Genomic DNA, 15,381 nt, shown 5'->3' on the forward strand with positions numbered 1-15,381 from the left:
GGGTGGCTCCTGCTCATGCGTGGGCGGTCAGGTGGGCGAGGTAGGCGTCGAAGCGGTCGAGGCTGGTGGAGAAGCCGGCGCGGGCCTCGGGGCCGAGGTAGGCGGCGGGCACGTTGGTCTGGTGGGTGATCACCTCGGTACGCGTGTCGTCCAGGGCGACGAAGGTGATCGTGGTGCGCATGCCCCCCTCGACGTCGGGCTCGACCCACACCAGGCGCTCCGGGCGGCGGACCTCCACGTAGACGGCCCGCATGGTGTGGGTGCTGCCGTCCGCGTCGTTGACCATGGTGGTCCGGAAGACCCCGCCGGGCCGCAGGTCGATGACGATGCCGTCGATGGGCGTGCTCGTCCCGGCCGGGCCCCAGAAGTGGGTCAGGTGCTCCGGCGTGGTCATGCAGTCGAACAGCAGCTCCCGCGAGGCGTGGTGGATCCGCCGGTAGGTGAGCTCGCCGGTCCCGGTCACGGTGGTGTCCCTTCGTCGTCGTGCCGTTCGGCCCGCAGGGCGGCCAGGTGGCGGTCGAGCCGGTCGTGGCGGTCGGCCCACATGCGGCGGTGGTGCGCGATCCAGCCGGCCACCACGTCGAGGCGGTCGGCGTCGAGGGCGCACGAGCGGGCCGTCCCTCTCCTGGTCCGCGAGATCAGGCGGGCGCGTTCCAGCACCTTGAGGTGTTTGGAAACCGCTTGCTGCGTCAGCGCGAACGGCTCGGCGAGCTGGCTCACGGTGGCGTCCTGGACGGCCAGGCGTTCCAGGATCGCGCGCCGGGTGGGGTCGGCCAGCGCCGAGAACACCAGGCTGAGTTCGTCATCGGCAACGGGCATGACCCCCACCCTAACCACAACCGTATGGTTTCACAACCTTTTGGTTGTGGAAGAACGACGACTTTCGCGGCCACGGTGCTGGAGCGGGCGCGGGAGGCGGCCCGGGGCAAGGACGTCCGGCTCGGCGGCGGGGTCAGGACCGTCCGGCAGCTCCTCGACCGCTTCCCCTGGAGACCGTGCCCGGCCCGAGCGGCGTGACGCACCACCTCTTCTGGCGACGGTGAGCGGCACTCACGCGTAGAGGTCCGGCAGGCCGATCAACCGGACGTCCCCCGGCAGGCCCTCCTGGAAGCCCGCCCCGCCGTAGCAGGCGAGCACGGTGTCCCGGGTGTCGTACCCCTTGACCGACAGCAGGTCGCGGGCCCTCCGCAACCGGTCCACGTGGCCCGCGGTCAGCACCTTGTCCCACTTGACCTCGCCCAGGGACAACACCCGGCGTGGCCGTCCGTGCTCCTCCGGAGCGAGGACGGCGACGTCGATCTCGATCTGTGTGCGGTTGAGTGGATCCGCGACGGTGCCGGCGGCCACGTCCCCGGGCAGCTCGCCGAAGACGTCGGGCTCGGCGAGCATCGCCCATTCCCGGCACAGGCTCTCGAAGTGCGGTCCGACCACCTGGGAGAGAAACCGGGCCCGGGCGTCGCGCCAGGCTGCCTCCGCCCTCCCCCGCTCCAGGCGCGGCCACTCGCTCCGCATCACGGCTTCATAGAAAACGATCAACGGTTCGCAGATGCGGTAGCGGGTCCGGCTCTTTCTGAACGCGTCGGCCTCGCGGGCGATCAAGTGGGAATCCTCCAGGACCGACAGCGGATGGCCGATGTCGGGGGACTTGCGTTCGATGTGGTTGGCGATGCCGCCGCGCGTGGCGTTCCCGGCGGCGATGGCGGCGAGAACCGCGTGGTATGTGGCCATGTCGCGAATGTCGGTCTCCTCCGCCAGCAGGTAGCGGGCCTCGCGGAACAGCGGCATCTGCCGGTTCAGCACGGTCCGCAGCACCCACGCGTCGAAGTCGTCCAGCGAGGCGGGCGCGTCACCGGCGACGAACTCGCGCCGGTAGGCGGGAGTGCCACCCACGATGGAGTGCACCAGCACGGCGAGGCGCGGGTCGTCGATACCCCAGAACGCGGCGGAGGCCCGGTAGTCGAGCGGTCTGACGATCAGCTCCAGGCTCGCCCGCCCTCGCAGGGGCGCGTTGCCCGACAGCAGGCGTCCCATCACTCCCATCGCCGAGCCGCACAGCAGCAACCGCACCTCACCCCTGCGGGCGTATCCCCTGGGATCCAGGGCGCGCTGGAGGAACGACGGCAGGGAGGGAGACGCCTTGGCCAGGTAGGGGAACTCGTCGATCACGACGAGGCCCCTCGGGACGGCCGTGAAGAGGCGTTCCAGCGCCTCGTCCCAGTCGGCGAAGGCGTATCTGCCGCCCCCGGTCCGTGTGGCCAGCTCGCGTCCGAAGCGGGCCAGCGCTTCGGGCTCCGTCTCCTCAGCCGCCGTGAACATGAACCCGCCCACCGCCTCCACGAGGGCGTCGAGCAGGAACGTCTTGCCCTGCCGCCGTCGGCCGCTCACGATGCCCAGCCTGACGTCCGGGCTCGGCGACGTGGCGAACCGGACCAGGCCGGCCCACTCGTCGTCGCGGTCGAAGACGTGGTCCGGCTTCTGGAGGAACGACATAGGAGAACTGTACAGCTAAGGGATGTACTCCTAAGGTCCACGTTTCTATAGCCGTGCTAAGGGAGGGGGGTGAGGGGGAGGGCGGCGGTGTCCACGACGAGGTCGGCGGTGGGGCGGGTGGCGCGGATGGCGGCGGCGTTCGGCTCGTCCACCTCGGCCACCCAGCGGGCCGCCTGCTCCGGGGGCTTGCCGAAGCGGATGTGGCGGCGGGTGAGGCGGTCGAGGCGAACGCGGTCGTCCAGGTCGGCGTACCAGACCTCGGTCATGGCGGCCCGCACCCGGGGCCACGGGTCCTGGGGAGCGAGCAGGTAGTTGCCCTCGCTGACGACCACGCGGGCGGCGGGCGGCACGGGGATCGACCCGGCGATGGGCTGCTCGATGTCGCGGTCGAACGAGGGGGCGTACACCGTCGTGCCGGTCTCGGCGCGCAGGCGGCGCAGCAGGGCCAGGTAGCCGTGGGCGTCGAAGGTGTCGAGGGCGCCCTTGCGGCCGCGCCGCCCCAGGCGCTCCAGCTCGGCGTCGGCGAGGTGGAAGCCGTCCATCGGCACCCACACGGCGGGCAGCCCGGCCGCGGTGAGCCGCCCGGCCAGCCAGCCGGCCAGGGTGGACTTGCCCGCGCCCGGACAGCCCGCGATGCCGAGCAGCACGCGCCCGCCGCCGGCGGCCAGCCCCTCGACGCGGTCGATCAGGGTGTCGGCGAGCGCGCTCATCGGGCTTTCCCGGCCCGGGAGAGCGGGCGGTGTGGAGTCAGGTGCACGGACCCATTGTCCTCACCGGGCCGTCCCGCCGGGCGAGGGTGCCGCGGGTGCCGCGGATGTCGGCGAGGACGTGCGGGCGGGGCGGTGGCCGAGGTCGGCCTCGCGGGCGGCGAGCACGATTCGAAATGTGTCGCTTAGGGTGAGTTATATGGACGCAGGCAAGGCGATCTTCGAAACCGTCGACAGGCTTCGCCAGCGGCGCACCGCCCCGCTGATCCTGGAGCTCGATCTCACCGAGGGCGTCACGGAAGGCCCGCCGGCGGATCCGCTGGCCGCCGTGCTGTCCATGCGCAAGACGCGCCTGGCCGACATCGTCGGCGGGCTGCGGCGGGCGCGGCAGGACTCCCGGGTCAAGGGGCTCGTCGTCAAGATCGGCGGGCAGCCGCTGGGGCTGGCCATGGTGCAGGAGCTGCGCCAGGCGGTCACCCACTTCCGGGCCTCGGGGAAGCTCACCGTGGCCTTCGCCGAGACGTTCGGCGAGTTCGCCGGGGGTACGGTGCCGTACTACCTGGCCAGCGCGTTCGAGCGGGTCTACCTGCAGCCGAGCGGCGACGTCGGCCTCACCGGGGTGGCCATGGAGCAGCGCTTCCTCAAGGGCGCGCTGGGCAAGCTGGGCGTCGGGTACGAGCTCGGCCAGCGGCACGAGTACAAGACCGCCGCCAACACCTTCACCCAGGACCACATGACCGAGCCGCACCGCGAGTCGGTCGGCCGGATCGTGGAGTCGGTCACCGAGACGATCATCAACGGGATCGCCGAGGGGCGGCGGCTCGACCCCGGCAAGGTCCGCGAGCTGATCGACCGGGGCCCGTTCACGGCCGCCGAGGCCGAGGAGGCGGGGCTGGTCGACCGGCTGGCCTACCGGGACGAGGTGTACGACGAGGTCAGGCAGGCGGCCGGCCCGGACGCCCACCTGCTCTTCGTCTCCAGGTACGCCCGCGCGGCGGCCGTCAGGAAGCTGTCGCACCCCGGGTCCGACGGGATCGCGCTCGTCCACGGCCTCGGCATGATCAAGACCGGCCGCAGCGGTCGCAGCCCGCTCGGCGGAGGCGGGGCCATGGGCTCCGACACCATCAGCGCCGCGCTGCGGGCGGCCCGCAAGGACGAGCACATCAAGGCCGTGGTGTTCCGGGTGGACAGCCCGGGCGGCTCGTACGTGGCCTCCGACACGGTCTGGCGCGAGGTGACGCTGACCCGCAAGGTCAAGCCGGTCATCGTGTCGATGGGCGACCTGGCGGCCTCCGGCGGCTACTTCGTGTCGATGGCCGCCGACGTGATCGTGGCCCAGCCGGGGACGCTGACGGGATCGATCGGCGTGTACGGCGGCAAGCCCGTCTTCACCGACCTCCTCCAGCGGATGGGGATAAATACGGAAATGGTGGCCGAGGGCGCCAACGCCGGCATGTTCTCCACCTCCCGCACCTTCTCCCCCGAGCAGTGGGAGCGGATCAACGCCTGGCTCGACCGCATCTACGACGACTTCGTGGGCAAGGTCGCCCAGAGCCGCGACCTCAGCCGCGAGCGCACCCACGAGCTGGCCCGCGGCCGGGTCTGGACCGGCGCCGACGCGCACGCCAACGGCCTGGTGGACGAGCTCGGCGGCCTGGAGGACGCCCTGGTGCTGGCCAGGAAGCGGGCCGGGCTGAGCGAGGACGCGCCGGTGCGCATGTACCCGCGGCTCAACCCGCTGGAGCGGCTGCGCGGCCCCGAGTCCAGCGAGGACAAGTCGGCCGCGCTGGCCAGGATCCGCCTCGACGCCTGGGGGCCGCTGGCCCGCCTCTCCGCCGAGCTGGGCCTGCCCGCCGCCGGCCCGCTGATCCTGCCCGAGTGGTACGTGATCCGCTGACCCCTGATGGCGTCCCTGGCCGCCGTCAGACCGGCCGGTAGCGGCCCCGCAGCCGGACCAGCGGCTGGAGGGCCGGGTCCACGTAGGGCACGCCCAGGACCGCCGCGACGAACAGGGTGTGGTCGCCGGCCGGGACCACCTGCGTGGTCTCGGCCTCCAGCGCGGCCACGCCGCCCTCCACCACCAGCGCCTGCGTGTGCTCGCCCCGGTGGTGCGGCAGCCCGGCCACCAGCAGGCGGGCGCTGGGCCGGCCCGGCGTGGCGAAGCGGCTGGCGACGGCCGCCTGCCCCGCCGACAGCAGGGAGGCGGCCCAGCGGTCCTGCCGGAGCAGGACCTCGTTCAGGTAGCCACGGCTGTCCAGGCTGACCAGCACGAGCGGGGGCTCCAGCGAGACGGACATGAGCGCCGACACCGTGGTGCCGAGGTCGTCGCGCCCGTCCCGCACGGTCACCACGGCGACCCCGCCCGCGAGCTGCGCCATCGCCTCCGTGAACTCACTCATGGGCGACGGGCCCGATCGTGGACAAGGGGGTCAGGCCAGGCCGTTGGTGGTCAGCCATTCCTTGGCGACCGTCGCGGGCTCGTCCTTGTTGACGCTGATCTTCTGCATCATCTGCAGCAGCGACTCGGTGGTCAGCTTGGCGGACACCGAGTTGAGCGTGGTGCGGATGGTGTCGTTCGCGCCGGACTTGTAGAGCAGCGGGGTCACGTTCTGGGCCGGGAAGACGTTCTTGGTGTCCTGGAGCGGCACCAGGTTGTTGGCGGTCATCTTGGGGTCGGTGGTGAAGACGTTGCCGACCTGGATGGAGCCGTCCTTGAGCGCGTCGGCCGTGGTGGGGCCGGTGGGCTTCCACTCCTTGAACTCGATGCCGTAGACCTCCTTGAAGCGGGCCTCCCACCGCTTCTTGAACTCCGGCGGCCCGCCCACGGTCATGGTCTTGGAGACCTTGGCGAGGTCTTCCATGCTGGTGAGCGACTGCTTGGTCTGGGTGTCCTTGGTGACGGACAGGCTGTCCTTGTCCTCGGCCGGGGAGGAGTCGAGGACCTCCAGCTCGGCGGGCAGCTTCTCCTTCAGCGCCGCGTTGACCTCGTCGGTGGTGGCGGCGGTGTTCTTGAGGTCGACGAAGGCGAGCAGGTTGCCGTTGTACTCGGGGACGATGGTCAGGCCACCGCTCTTGACCTGGTCGTAGACCGCCTCACGGCTGCCGATGCGCGACTTCTCCTCGACCTGGACCCCCTTGGACTCCAGCGCCTGGGCGTAGATCGAGGCGAGCAGCACGCTCTCGTCGAAGTCGAAGGAGCCGATGACGGCCGTGCCACCGCCCGAGCTCCCGCCGGAGGCCGAGCCGCTGGGGGCCGCGCTCGTGGAGTCGAGCGGGTTGCCCGCGTTGCCGGACCCGCCGCCGCCGCAGGCGGACAGTGCGAGCACCGCCGAGATCAGCACCCCCGCGATGCCGTACGTGCGTCTCATTTCAGTTCCCTTCTAAAGCGGCAGGTAATGCAGGAGATTAGCGGACTTTCAGCCGCTGGCTCACCCCGGGTGAGACCGTCACCCGTTGCGCGAGCGCGAACAGGACCTGCACCACCAACGCGAACAGCACAATCAGTACAGAACCCCCGACGACACTGGCGTAATCCTTGGTCGCGAAACCGTCGATGACGTAGCGACCGAGCCCGCCCAGCCCGGTGTAGGCGGCCACCGTCGTCGTGGCGACCACCTGGATCGCCGACAACCGGCAGCCCAGCAGGATCAGCGGCAGCGCGACCGGCACCAGCACCCGGGTGAGCACCTGCCCGCCGCGCAGCCCCATCCCGTACGCCGCGTCCCGCAGCTCGGGATCGACCCCCTTGATCCCCTCGAACGTGTTGACCAGGATCGGCGGCACCGACAGCAGCACCAGCGGGATGATCACCGGCCAGATCGAGGCCGAGCCCAGCAGCAGCACGAACATCACCAGCAGCCCCAGCGTCGGCAGCGCCCTGGCCAGGTTGGCCGAGACGACCACGACCACCTCGCCCCGCCCGGTGTGCCCGATGAGCAGCCCGAGCGGCACCGCGACGAGCGCGGCCAGCACCAGCGCCAGCGCCGAGAACTCCAGGTGCTCCAGCAGCCGGACGGGGATGCTCCCCGAGCCCGACCAGTTCTCGGGGTTGCCGAAGAACTCCCCCAGCCAGGTGAAGAAGGATGTCAGCCAGCTCACGTCGCCCGCCCCTTCCGCGCCCGGACCCAGGGGGTCAGCAGCCGCTGCGCCAGCACGAGCAGGCCGTCGGCGACCAGCGCGAGCACCACGATCAGCACGATGCCGACGATCACCGGCGGCATGAACGGGTTCTGGTAGGCCCGGGTGAACAGCCCGCCGAGCCCGCCCTGACCGATCAGCGCGCCCACGCTGACCAGGCTGATGCTGGAGACCGCGACCACCCGCAGCCCGGCCAGCACCACCGGCACCGCGATCGGCAGCTCCACCCGCAGCAGCCGCCGCAGCGGCGTGAACCCCATCGCCACGGCCGACTGGCGCACGTGGTCGGGCACCGAGCGCAGCCCGTCCACCACGGCCGGGATGAGCACGGCCATGCCGTAGAAGGTGAGCGGGATGATCACGGTGGTCTGCGACAGCCCGGTCACCGAGATCAGCAACATGAAGACCGGCAGCGACGGGAGCGCGTAGACCACGTTCATCAGGCCCGACGTGGGCTGGTAGAGCCAGCGCCAGCGCACGCAGGCCAGGCCCAGCGGCAGCGCCAGGACGAGCGAGAGCACGATCGGCACCAGGGACATCGTGAGGTGGTCGGTCAGCAGGCTCCTGATGCTGTCGGCCCGGCCGGTGTCCCAGTTGCGGCCGATCCACTCCCAGATCGAGGGAGGGCCGTCAGACATCGGCGGCCTCCGCCAGCGCCTGGTCCAGCGTCTCCCTGGTGGCCACGCCGACGACCCTGCCCCGCTCGTCCACGGCCACCGCGCAGCCGGACGGCGACAGCAGCGCCGCGTCCAGCGCGGCCCGCAGCGAGTCGCGCCCGGGGACGAACGTCCCGTAGCGCTCCAGCTCGCCGGGGCGCGCGCCCGAGGCCCAGCCGGCCGGGCGGCCCTCGCCGTCCACGACCAGCAGCCACGGCTCGGACGTGCCGCGCTCGGCCCCCTGCGCGACGGTCAGGTCCGTACGCAGCCGCAGCCCGTCCGTGGGGACGAACTGCAGCCGCCGGATCCCCCGGTCGTGCCCCAGGAACTCGCGCACGAAGTCGTCGACCGGCTCCGACAGCAGCGTCTTGGGATCGGCGAGCTGCGCCAGCCGGCCGCCCACCCGCAGCACCGCCACCTGGTCGCCGAGCTTGATGGCCTCGTCGATGTCGTGGGTGACGAAGACGATGGTCTTGCGCAGCTCCGCCTGCAGCCGCAGCAGCTCCTCCTGCAGGCTCGTGCGCACGATCGGGTCCACCGCGCTGAACGGCTCGTCCATGAGCAGCACGGGCGGGTCGGCGGCGAGCGCGCGGGCCACGCCCACGCGCTGCTGCTGCCCGCCCGAGAGCTGGAACGGGTACCGCCCGGCCAGCGACGGGTCGAGCCCCACGCGCTCCAGCAGCTCCATGGCGCGCGAGCGGGCCTTCTTGCGGTCCCATCCCAGCAGGTAGGGGACGGTGGCGATGTTGTCCACGATCTTGCGGTGCGGGAACAGGCCGGCCTGCTGGATGACGTAGCCGATGCCGCGCCGGAGCGTCGGCGGGTCGATGTCCTGGACCGGCTCGCCGTCGAGGAGGATGCGGCCCTCCGTCGCGTCGATCATCCGGTTGATCATCCGCAGCGACGTCGTCTTCCCGCATCCCGAAGGACCGACGAGCACGGTGATCTCGCCGGTGGGCGCCTCCAGACTCAGGGCGTCCACCGCCACCGTGCCGTCCGGATAGCGTTTGGTGACAGCGTCGAATGTGATCACGCGTGACCTCTCGCTCGTGGCAGGGCCGCGGACCCCGTGCCACGGCCGCCGCATGATCTCTCAGAGACCACAGACTACGGCGGTGCCGGCGGGCGTGTCGTCCCGGGCCAAGGTTAAGCGTTTCACTGACCAGGCTTATTTACCTAAATCTGGATCTGGTAGTGCGCCGGACCTGTCAGTGTTGGCATGATTACCTCCACAATCTCCCGACGCGCATCCCTCACACCCTCAGCGTCCGCACCCAGCAAGAGGATCCGGTCCCGTGTCCCAGCCGCTCGCCGATCAGCGCCTCCGTGCCGAACTGATCGCAGAGCTCTACGACCGCCATGCCGCCGGGCTGTTCGCGTACTGCGCCGACCAGCTCGGCGACCTCGGCTCCGCCTCCGACGTCCTGCTGGCGGTGCTCAACGCCGTACCCGCCGCGAGCGCGGAGCCGTCCCGCGCCGCTCTCTACGCGCTCGCCCGCCGCGAGATCCACCGCCGCGACGTCGTCTACGCGCCGCCCACCGTGGACCCCCTGATCGATCCGGCCACCGCGCTCGTCGAGCGCGCCCTGCGCGAGCTGCGCCCGCACCAGCGCGAGGTGCTGGTGCTGTGCACTGTCTGCGGGCTCAGCAGGAACGAGCTGGCCTGGGTGCTCGACGTCGCCCCCGACACCGCCGAGGAGCTGGCCGCGCAGGCCGGGCACCGGTTCCGGCACACCCTGGCGACGGCGCTGTCCTCGACCGGCGTCCGCGTGCCCAAGCCCGTCGCCGACATCTACGGGGCGCTCGGCGTCGCGCCGCTGCGGGACGTCCTCGGCCGCCTGCCGTGGCCGCAGCCGCCGGGCGCGCTGCGCATCCACTTCGCCGGCTCGCGGGCGGCCCAGCCCGCGCCGCTGTTCGTCAAACCGCGCTGGCCGAGCCCGCCGGTGTGGCCGCAGCCGCTGGCCGAGGCCGACCCGGCGACCAGCACCGTGATCTTCCCGGCGGAGCTGCTGACGCCGCCGTCGCCGTCGCGAGTGGCCGAGCACGAGGCCACGACGGCTCCGATGCCCAAGCTCCGCGATCCGCTGAGCCCGCCTTCCGACCTCGCCCGCCCCCTCAGGGACCCGCTGGGCGCCTTCGACGCCGGACGCTCCCGCCGGGACGACCGCGCCGGGCGGGACGCGCGCGCCGGGCGGGTGGAGCGGCCGGGGCGGGAGGAGCGGCCGTTCTTCATGGCCGCGCCGGCCGAGGAGGGCGCGCAGCCGTTCGCGACCGGTGACGTGCTGCTGCCCAGGGACTCCCCCGAGCCGTACGCGACGGGCGACGTACTGCTGCCCGGCGACCCGCAGCCGTTCTCCTCGTCGTCGTCCCCGCCGGCGTTCCCGCCGCCGCCGGACCGGGACGGGCCGCGCAGGCCCAGGCCGGCGCGCCGCTCGCACCCCTCCCCCGCCGAGGACGTGCTGGTGCACAAGGGCCCGGCCCGCCCCCTCCAGCCCGACCACCCGCCGGCACGGCAGGAAACACGGCAGGAGCCGCGGCAGGAGAGCGCCCCGCTGTTCCAGCCGCGCGCCAGGCCCGCCACCGAGCCGGTCTACCACATGCCCCTCCCCTGGGAGGAACCGGCGGACGAGCCTGCGGGGAAGGCCGGGGACGCCCTGGCCCCGCGCCCGGTGCGCGCCCGCCCCGCCCCGAAGCGCCGCCCCGAGCTGAAGCCGCGCCCGGACAAGAAGCGCCGCCGCAAGGAGCGCCACTACGACTGGGTCTGGGAGCTGGCCGGCTTCCTGGCCTGCGTGGTGATCGCGATGATCGTCTTCTTCTCCGTGCCCAACTTCCTCAACCCCTAGCACGCTCCAGTGACACTCCGCGATCATGGTTCGGCCAGGTCACAGCAGTTCTACGGTCGCCAAGTGTCACTGGGGACTAGAGACGGCAGCTGATCTCGATGCCGTCCTCCACCGGGAACGGGACGCTCTCGTAGCCGTTGGCCGGGTCGCGGACGTAGTCGAGGTAGGGCCGGACGCTGTCGAAGGTGGTGTCGTCGGCGGCGACGAGCGTGCCGGGGGCGAGGCGGGGCTCCAGCAGGCGCAGCACCGGCAGGTAGAGGTCCTTCCAGCCGTCGAGCAGCACGAACCCGGCCGGCTCCGGCAGCCCGGCGAGCGTTTCGCGGGCGTCGCCCTCCAGGACGGTGATCACGTCGTCCAGGCCGGTCTCGGCGAACGTGCGGCGCGCGGCGGCGATCTTGTCCTTGCTCAGCTCGGTGGTGACGACGCGGCCCGTGCCGTTGTCGCGCACGGCGGAGGCCAGGTAGAGGGTCGAGATGCCGAACGAGGTGCCGAACTCGACCACCGTCGCGGGGCGGGCGGCCCGCACCAACGTGTAGAGCAGCCGGCCGCCTTCGGGGGAGATCGGCATGTAGATCTCGGCGGCGGCGTCGGCCTGCTCCTGGGCCGTCATCGTGCCGCCCGCGCCCGGGTACGGCCGGGAGTCGTCGCGCTCGGCCTCGGCGAACATGCGGTCGAGCGCCGCCGCCACGCGGGGGTCGGCGAGTGTGCTGGTGTGTGTCATGCCGTCTAGACTAGACGCAACGTCGCGTCTACGCTAACGCTATTCTTCACCTCATGGCGGACACGGATCGGCGGCACCACGGCAACCGGCACGGGCGCAGCGAGGCGGCCCGGCGGGCGGTGCTCCAGGCGGCCGACGACCTGCTGGCCGAGAAAGGGTTCGCGGGCGTCACCATGGAGGGCATCGCGGCCCGCGCCGGGGTCGCCAAGCAGACCGTCTACCGGTGGTGGAGCGGCAAGACGGCGGTGCTCGTCGACGCGTTCGTCGAGGACCTGGCCCAGGAGCTGACGCCGCCCGACCACGGCCGGCTCGCCCTCGACCTGCCCGCCTACCTCGCCCAGCTCGCCCACGTGCTGAGCGCCACCGACACCGGGGCCGTGTTCAAGGCGCTCATCGCCCAGGCCCAGCACGACCCGGCCTTCGGGGCGAGCTTCCGCGCCCGCTACCTCGACGAGCAGCGGCGGCGCGACCGGCTGCCGCTGGAGCGGGCGGTGGCGCGAGGGGAGCTGCCCGCCGGGATCGATGTGGCGGCCGAGACCGACCGCCTCGTGGGGCCGCTCTACTACCGGATCCTGGTCACCGACGAGCCGGTCGGGCACGACTACACCGACCGGCTCGCGCGCGACTTCCTGGACCGCGTGCTCAACCAGCGTGGGCCCGCAGGGCCCGGCTGAACCAGGTGAGCGCCGGCGTCAGGCTCTCCGGCGGCGGCCAGCCGTTGATCACCGCGAGCAGGCGCAGGTACCGCTCCCTGCGCGGGTCGCCGGCCGCCTCCAGCCGGTCGATCAGCCCGGCCCGGTCCAGGCCGGAGGCGGCGAGGAGCGCCGCGACGTACGGCTCGGCCTCGGGCCCCGCCGGATCGACGCCGGCCGCCAGCGCGGGGGCGGCCAGGTCACGCGCCAGGGCGGCGGCATCGGGCCGGATGCCGGGCTCTCCCGCCCGGTCGGCGGCGTGCCGCTCGATCATCCGGCGCAGCGCGGCCCGCAAGCCCGGGTCGCGCGACAGCTCCGCCAGCTCGACCCAGGCCGCGACCTGCTCGGGCTCCGGATCGTCCGGCAGTTCGGGCGTCATCGACACCTTCGCCCCCGCGTACGCGGGATCGCCGTCCGGACCGCCGAACGCGGCGGCGAGGAAGTCGCCGACCAGGTGGCGCCGTCCGGTTTCCGACAGCGTGGCGAGCTCGTGCATCAGTTCCATCTCCTCCGGGGTCGAGCCGCGCCTGGCCACCGCCCGCAGCACGGCCTGCCGCAGGCGCAGGGTGCGGATCCGCACCTCCAGGGCCTCGGCGTGCGCCGCCGCGACCTCGGGCAGCGACGACTCGCGGTCCACGACCCGGCGGATCGTGGGCAGGTCGAGCCCGAGGTCGCGCAGCGTGCGCACGAGCTCCAAGCGGGCCGCGGCGGCGGGGTCGTACAGGCGGTAGCCGGCCGGGCTACGGCGGGTGGGCGGCACGATCCCCGCGTCGGAGTAGAACCTGATGGTCTTGACCGTCAGCCCGGTGCGCCGGGCCAGGTCACCGATCGAGCAGAGCGTGTCCCCGTCCATGCGCCCACTCTGGCGCCTCCCCCTGCTGGAGACTCAAGCGGCGTCGTAGAACGCGCGCGGGTCGCCGGCCAGCGACGCCTTGACGTGCGCGGACCACTCGTCCACCACGACCTCGTACGCGCCGGCCTCGGCCCCGTCGAGCGCCGCCCGCACGACGTCGGCCGGGTCGAGCAGGTCGCCCTCGTAGCCGGCCATCATGTCGGTGGCGGCGGCGCCCAGGTGCACGCCGGTGACCTGCGTGCCCTGGCCGCGCAGCTCCAGGCGCACCCCGTTGGTCAGGCTCCAGGCGGCGGCCTTCGCGGCGGCGTAGGCGTTGGCGCCGTCGTAGGCGAACCAGGACAGCGCGGACAGCACGTTCACGATCGCGCCGCCACCGCCCGCCGCCAGGACGGGGGCGAAGGCGCGGACCATGCTCAGCGTGCCGTAGAAGTGGGTGTCCATCTCCAGGCGGATCTTGTCCAGGTCGCCCGTGACGAGGTTCGAATAGGTGGAGATGCCGGCGTTGTTGATCAGCAGGGTCACGTCGCCCGCGGCCGCGGCCGCCGCGGCCACGGAGGCCGGGTCGGTGATGTCGAGCCGCAGCGGCTCCACACCGGGCAGGTCGACGCGCTCCGGGTTGCGCGCGGTCGCGTACACCTTCTTCGCGCCCCGCTCCAGCAGTTGCTGGGCGAAGTGACGGCCGAGGCCGCGGTTGGCGCCGGTGACGAGAGCGACGGAGCCGGAGATGTTCATGGTTGTCCTCCGAAGTAATGAGTGAGGGGTACGCGGATACGCTAAAACCTCACGTTGACGTCAGAGGCAAGTGTTGTGAGGAGGGTCACTCATGAGGATCGGCGAGCTGGCCGCCAGGACCGGGGTGAGCGTGCGCGCGCTGCGTTACTACGAGGAGCAGCGGCTGCTCGTCCCGGAGCGCACCCCCAGCGGGCAGCGCGTGTATTCCGAGAACGCGGTGGACCGGGTGCGGATGATCCAGCACCTCTTCGCGGCCGGGCTGCCGAGCCGCTCGATCGAGCCGCTGATGCCGTGCGTGGTGACCGGCGAGGTGACGCCCGAGCTGCTGGAGCGGCTGCGAGCCGAACGGCGGCGCATCGAGGGGCGGATCGACGACCTGATCAGGACCCGCGACCGGCTCGCCTCGATGATCGACGCCGCCTCCGCCTACGAGGGGCGAACCTGCCCCAGGTGAAGCCCGGCCGGCCACCGGCGTGGAACTACCAGCGTGATCAGCTCTCATCGGGAGAGTCGCCGCGCTCATCCGGTTGCGACGGCGCTGGGTGGCCGTGACCGTGACCGTGACCGTGACCGGCACGAGCATGACACCGGCTCGTCATGAAACGGCTGCCCGGACGGGTCGGGGCCGGGTGCGTCAGGCGGTCTTGAGCTCGGCCAGGCGTTCCTCGTCGGCGAGGATGTCGATCGCGACCACCCTGCCGCCGGCCACGGTGAACGCCATGAGCGACCTCACCCGGCCGTCCATCTCGGTGAGCACGCCGGAGACGCCGTTGACCAGCACCGGCCGCGCGTACGCGGCGAAGCGCCGGAACATGAACGCCCGTCCGGCCACCTCCAGCGCCCCGCGCACCTCCAGCCAGCTCCGCGGCGACCCGCCCTGGTCGGCCCGCAGGACGATGTCCGGGTCCAGCACCGCGACCAGGGCGTCGAAGTCCCCGGCCCGCGAGGCGGCCATGAAGGCGTCCACGACCTCGCGCTGCCGCGCCAGGTCCGCGTCCGGCGCGACCGTGGCCCCCTGCACCCGGCGGCGGGCGCGGCTGGCGAGCTGCCGGGTCGCGGCCGGGGTGCGCTCGACGACGGGGGCGATCTCCTCGAACGGCACGGCGAACATGTCGTGCAGCACGAACGCCAGCCGCTCGGCCGGCTCCAGCGTCTGGAGCACGACCAGCAGCGCCAGCCCCACGGAGTCGGCCAGCAGCGCCTCGCGCTCGGGGTCCATGCCTTCGGCGGAGGTCACCACCGGGTCGGGCATGCGCGGCTCCAGGGGTTCGAGCGGCTCCTCGCCACGGGTGCGGCGCGAGCGGAGCAGGTTGAGGCAGACCCGGCCCACGACCGTGGTGAGCCAGCCGCCCATGTTCCGCACGTCGCCGGTGTCGGTGCGCTCCAGCCGCAGCCACGTCTCCTGCACGGCGTCCTCGGCCTCGCTGAGCGAGCCCAGCATCCGGTACGCGACCGCGCGCAGATGGTCGCGATGTGCCTCGAAGACGGTGGTCAGCTCATTTTTGTCGTTCATCGGTCACATTCTCCATCGCTGAGGGTTCATAGCGGTG

General features: G+C 72.4%; 17 protein-coding genes and 1 pseudogene. 5 read left to right on the forward strand and 13 right to left on the reverse strand.

Annotation, left to right across the window (positions count from 1 at the left end):
- Window positions 1-13: 13 nt before the first annotated feature.
- Both AB0H75_RS47680 and AB0H75_RS47685 read right to left on the reverse strand, forming a co-directional pair.
- Window positions 14-463, reverse strand: a complete 450-nt coding sequence (locus tag AB0H75_RS47680) for an SRPBCC domain-containing protein (RefSeq protein WP_367808238.1) — start codon at window positions 461-463, stop codon at window positions 14-16.
- The gene (locus AB0H75_RS47685; protein WP_367808240.1) at window positions 460-819 is read right to left on the reverse strand and encodes an ArsR/SmtB family transcription factor; all 360 of its coding nucleotides are present in this window, start codon (window positions 817-819) and stop codon (window positions 460-462) included. Before AB0H75_RS47685 ends, AB0H75_RS47680 begins: the two co-directional genes overlap by 4 nt.
- A gap of 69 nt (window positions 820-888) precedes the next feature.
- Between AB0H75_RS47685 and AB0H75_RS47690 the strand changes: the two are divergent.
- A pseudogene (locus AB0H75_RS47690) lies at window positions 889-1,043 on the forward strand (deaminase); the annotation flags it as partial.
- A gap of 7 nt (window positions 1,044-1,050) precedes the next feature.
- Here AB0H75_RS47690 and AB0H75_RS47695 read toward each other — a convergent pair.
- On the reverse strand, window positions 1,051-2,490 hold the full coding sequence (locus AB0H75_RS47695) for an ATP-binding protein (protein WP_367808242.1): 1,440 nt from the start codon (window positions 2,488-2,490) through the stop codon (window positions 1,051-1,053).
- 56 nt (window positions 2,491-2,546) lie between these two features.
- Complete coding sequence (locus tag AB0H75_RS47700; RefSeq protein WP_367808244.1) at window positions 2,547-3,200, reverse strand: nucleoside/nucleotide kinase family protein; 654 nt, start codon at window positions 3,198-3,200, stop codon at window positions 2,547-2,549.
- Between the two features lie 196 nt (window positions 3,201-3,396).
- Between AB0H75_RS47700 and sppA the strand changes: the two genes are divergently transcribed.
- Window positions 3,397-5,094 carry a signal peptide peptidase SppA gene (sppA, locus tag AB0H75_RS47705; protein ID WP_367808246.1) on the forward strand — a complete coding sequence of 566 codons (1,698 nt, stop codon included), beginning with the start codon at window positions 3,397-3,399 and terminating at the stop codon, window positions 5,092-5,094.
- Window positions 5,095-5,119: 25 nt separating this feature from the next.
- On the opposite strand, the gene AB0H75_RS47710 is transcribed toward sppA, so the two are convergent.
- The 5 genes from AB0H75_RS47710 to AB0H75_RS47730 are packed head-to-tail and all read right to left on the reverse strand — an operon-like array spanning window position 5,120 to window position 9,023.
- Window positions 5,120-5,596 carry a flavin reductase family protein gene (locus tag AB0H75_RS47710; RefSeq protein WP_367808248.1) on the reverse strand — a complete coding sequence of 159 codons (477 nt, stop codon included), beginning with the start codon at window positions 5,594-5,596 and terminating at the stop codon, window positions 5,120-5,122.
- A 30-nt stretch (window positions 5,597-5,626) separates the two neighbouring features.
- Window positions 5,627-6,565 (reverse strand): ABC transporter substrate-binding protein, encoded by a 939-nt coding sequence (locus AB0H75_RS47715; protein WP_367808250.1) that lies wholly within the window; start codon window positions 6,563-6,565, stop codon window positions 5,627-5,629.
- 37 nt (window positions 6,566-6,602) lie between these two features.
- A complete protein-coding gene (locus tag AB0H75_RS47720; RefSeq protein ID WP_367808252.1) occupies window positions 6,603-7,295 on the reverse strand; it encodes an ABC transporter permease in 693 nt (230 codons plus the stop codon).
- On the reverse strand, window positions 7,292-7,972 hold the full coding sequence (locus tag AB0H75_RS47725) for an ABC transporter permease (protein WP_367808254.1): 681 nt from the start codon (window positions 7,970-7,972) through the stop codon (window positions 7,292-7,294). The genes AB0H75_RS47720 and AB0H75_RS47725 overlap by 4 nt, the downstream gene beginning before the upstream one ends.
- Window positions 7,965-9,023 carry an ABC transporter ATP-binding protein gene (locus AB0H75_RS47730; RefSeq protein WP_367808256.1) on the reverse strand — a complete coding sequence of 353 codons (1,059 nt, stop codon included), beginning with the start codon at window positions 9,021-9,023 and terminating at the stop codon, window positions 7,965-7,967. Before AB0H75_RS47730 ends, AB0H75_RS47725 begins: the two co-directional genes overlap by 8 nt.
- A gap of 262 nt (window positions 9,024-9,285) precedes the next feature.
- Between AB0H75_RS47730 and AB0H75_RS47735 the strand changes: the two genes are divergently transcribed.
- The gene (locus AB0H75_RS47735; protein ID WP_367808258.1) at window positions 9,286-10,833 is read left to right on the forward strand and encodes a hypothetical protein; all 1,548 of its coding nucleotides are present in this window, start codon (window positions 9,286-9,288) and stop codon (window positions 10,831-10,833) included.
- Between the two features lie 76 nt (window positions 10,834-10,909).
- On the opposite strand, the gene AB0H75_RS47740 is transcribed toward AB0H75_RS47735, so the two are convergent.
- Complete coding sequence (locus tag AB0H75_RS47740) at window positions 10,910-11,554, reverse strand: O-methyltransferase (RefSeq protein ID WP_367808260.1); 645 nt, start codon at window positions 11,552-11,554, stop codon at window positions 10,910-10,912.
- 53 nt (window positions 11,555-11,607) lie between these two features.
- Here AB0H75_RS47740 and AB0H75_RS47745 point away from each other — a divergent pair, with 53 nt between their 5' ends.
- The gene (locus tag AB0H75_RS47745) at window positions 11,608-12,228 is read left to right on the forward strand and encodes a TetR/AcrR family transcriptional regulator (protein ID WP_367808262.1); all 621 of its coding nucleotides are present in this window, start codon (window positions 11,608-11,610) and stop codon (window positions 12,226-12,228) included.
- Here the strand turns inward: AB0H75_RS47745 and AB0H75_RS47750 are convergent.
- Window positions 12,197-13,099: a MerR family transcriptional regulator gene (locus AB0H75_RS47750; RefSeq protein WP_367808264.1), complete on the reverse strand. Its 903-nt coding sequence runs from the start codon at window positions 13,097-13,099 to the stop codon at window positions 12,197-12,199. The genes AB0H75_RS47745 and AB0H75_RS47750 overlap by 32 nt on opposite strands.
- Before the next feature lie 33 nt (window positions 13,100-13,132).
- Entirely contained in the window at window positions 13,133-13,831 is a 699-nt protein-coding gene (locus AB0H75_RS47755; protein ID WP_367808266.1) for an SDR family oxidoreductase, read from the reverse strand.
- A 91-nt stretch (window positions 13,832-13,922) separates the two neighbouring features.
- Here AB0H75_RS47755 and AB0H75_RS47760 point away from each other — a divergent pair, with 91 nt between their 5' ends.
- On the forward strand, window positions 13,923-14,285 hold the full coding sequence (locus tag AB0H75_RS47760; RefSeq protein ID WP_367808268.1) for a MerR family transcriptional regulator: 363 nt from the start codon (window positions 13,923-13,925) through the stop codon (window positions 14,283-14,285).
- Window positions 14,286-14,465: 180 nt separating this feature from the next.
- Here AB0H75_RS47760 and AB0H75_RS47765 read toward each other — a convergent pair whose 3' ends face one another.
- Window positions 14,466-15,344, reverse strand: coding sequence for a sigma-70 family RNA polymerase sigma factor (locus AB0H75_RS47765; RefSeq protein ID WP_367808270.1), 879 nt, complete (start codon window positions 15,342-15,344; stop codon window positions 14,466-14,468).
- Window positions 15,345-15,381: the final 37 nt, after the last annotated feature.

This window comes from Nonomuraea sp. NPDC050783 (genome assembly GCF_040802095.1).
Classification (GTDB): Bacteria; Actinomycetota; Actinomycetes; order Streptosporangiales; family Streptosporangiaceae; genus Nonomuraea.

Excerpts from the sequence above, each read along its gene's own strand:
- AB0H75_RS47695 (WP_367808242.1), bottom strand. The coding sequence starts at position 2,490 with ATGTCGTTCCTCCAGAAGCCGGACCACGTCTTCGACCGCGACGACGAG.
- AB0H75_RS47750 (WP_367808264.1), bottom strand. The coding sequence starts at position 13,099 with ATGGACGGGGACACGCTCTGCTCGATCGGTGACCTGGCCCGGCGCACC.
- sppA (WP_367808246.1), top strand. The coding sequence starts at position 3,397 with ATGGACGCAGGCAAGGCGATCTTCGAAACCGTCGACAGGCTTCGCCAG.
- AB0H75_RS47765 (WP_367808270.1), bottom strand. The coding sequence starts at position 15,344 with ATGAACGACAAAAATGAGCTGACCACCGTCTTCGAGGCACATCGCGAC.
- AB0H75_RS47710 (WP_367808248.1), bottom strand. The coding sequence starts at position 5,596 with ATGAGTGAGTTCACGGAGGCGATGGCGCAGCTCGCGGGCGGGGTCGCC.
- AB0H75_RS47715 (WP_367808250.1), bottom strand. The coding sequence starts at position 6,565 with ATGAGACGCACGTACGGCATCGCGGGGGTGCTGATCTCGGCGGTGCTC.
- AB0H75_RS47725 (WP_367808254.1), bottom strand. The coding sequence starts at position 7,972 with ATGTCTGACGGCCCTCCCTCGATCTGGGAGTGGATCGGCCGCAACTGG.
- AB0H75_RS47760 (WP_367808268.1), top strand. The coding sequence starts at position 13,923 with ATGAGGATCGGCGAGCTGGCCGCCAGGACCGGGGTGAGCGTGCGCGCG.
- AB0H75_RS47700 (WP_367808244.1), bottom strand. The coding sequence starts at position 3,200 with ATGAGCGCGCTCGCCGACACCCTGATCGACCGCGTCGAGGGGCTGGCC.
- AB0H75_RS47755 (WP_367808266.1), bottom strand. The coding sequence starts at position 13,831 with ATGAACATCTCCGGCTCCGTCGCTCTCGTCACCGGCGCCAACCGCGGC.
- AB0H75_RS47740 (WP_367808260.1), bottom strand. The coding sequence starts at position 11,554 with ATGACACACACCAGCACACTCGCCGACCCCCGCGTGGCGGCGGCGCTC.
- AB0H75_RS47745 (WP_367808262.1), top strand. The coding sequence starts at position 11,608 with ATGGCGGACACGGATCGGCGGCACCACGGCAACCGGCACGGGCGCAGC.
- AB0H75_RS47685 (WP_367808240.1), bottom strand. The coding sequence starts at position 819 with ATGCCCGTTGCCGATGACGAACTCAGCCTGGTGTTCTCGGCGCTGGCC.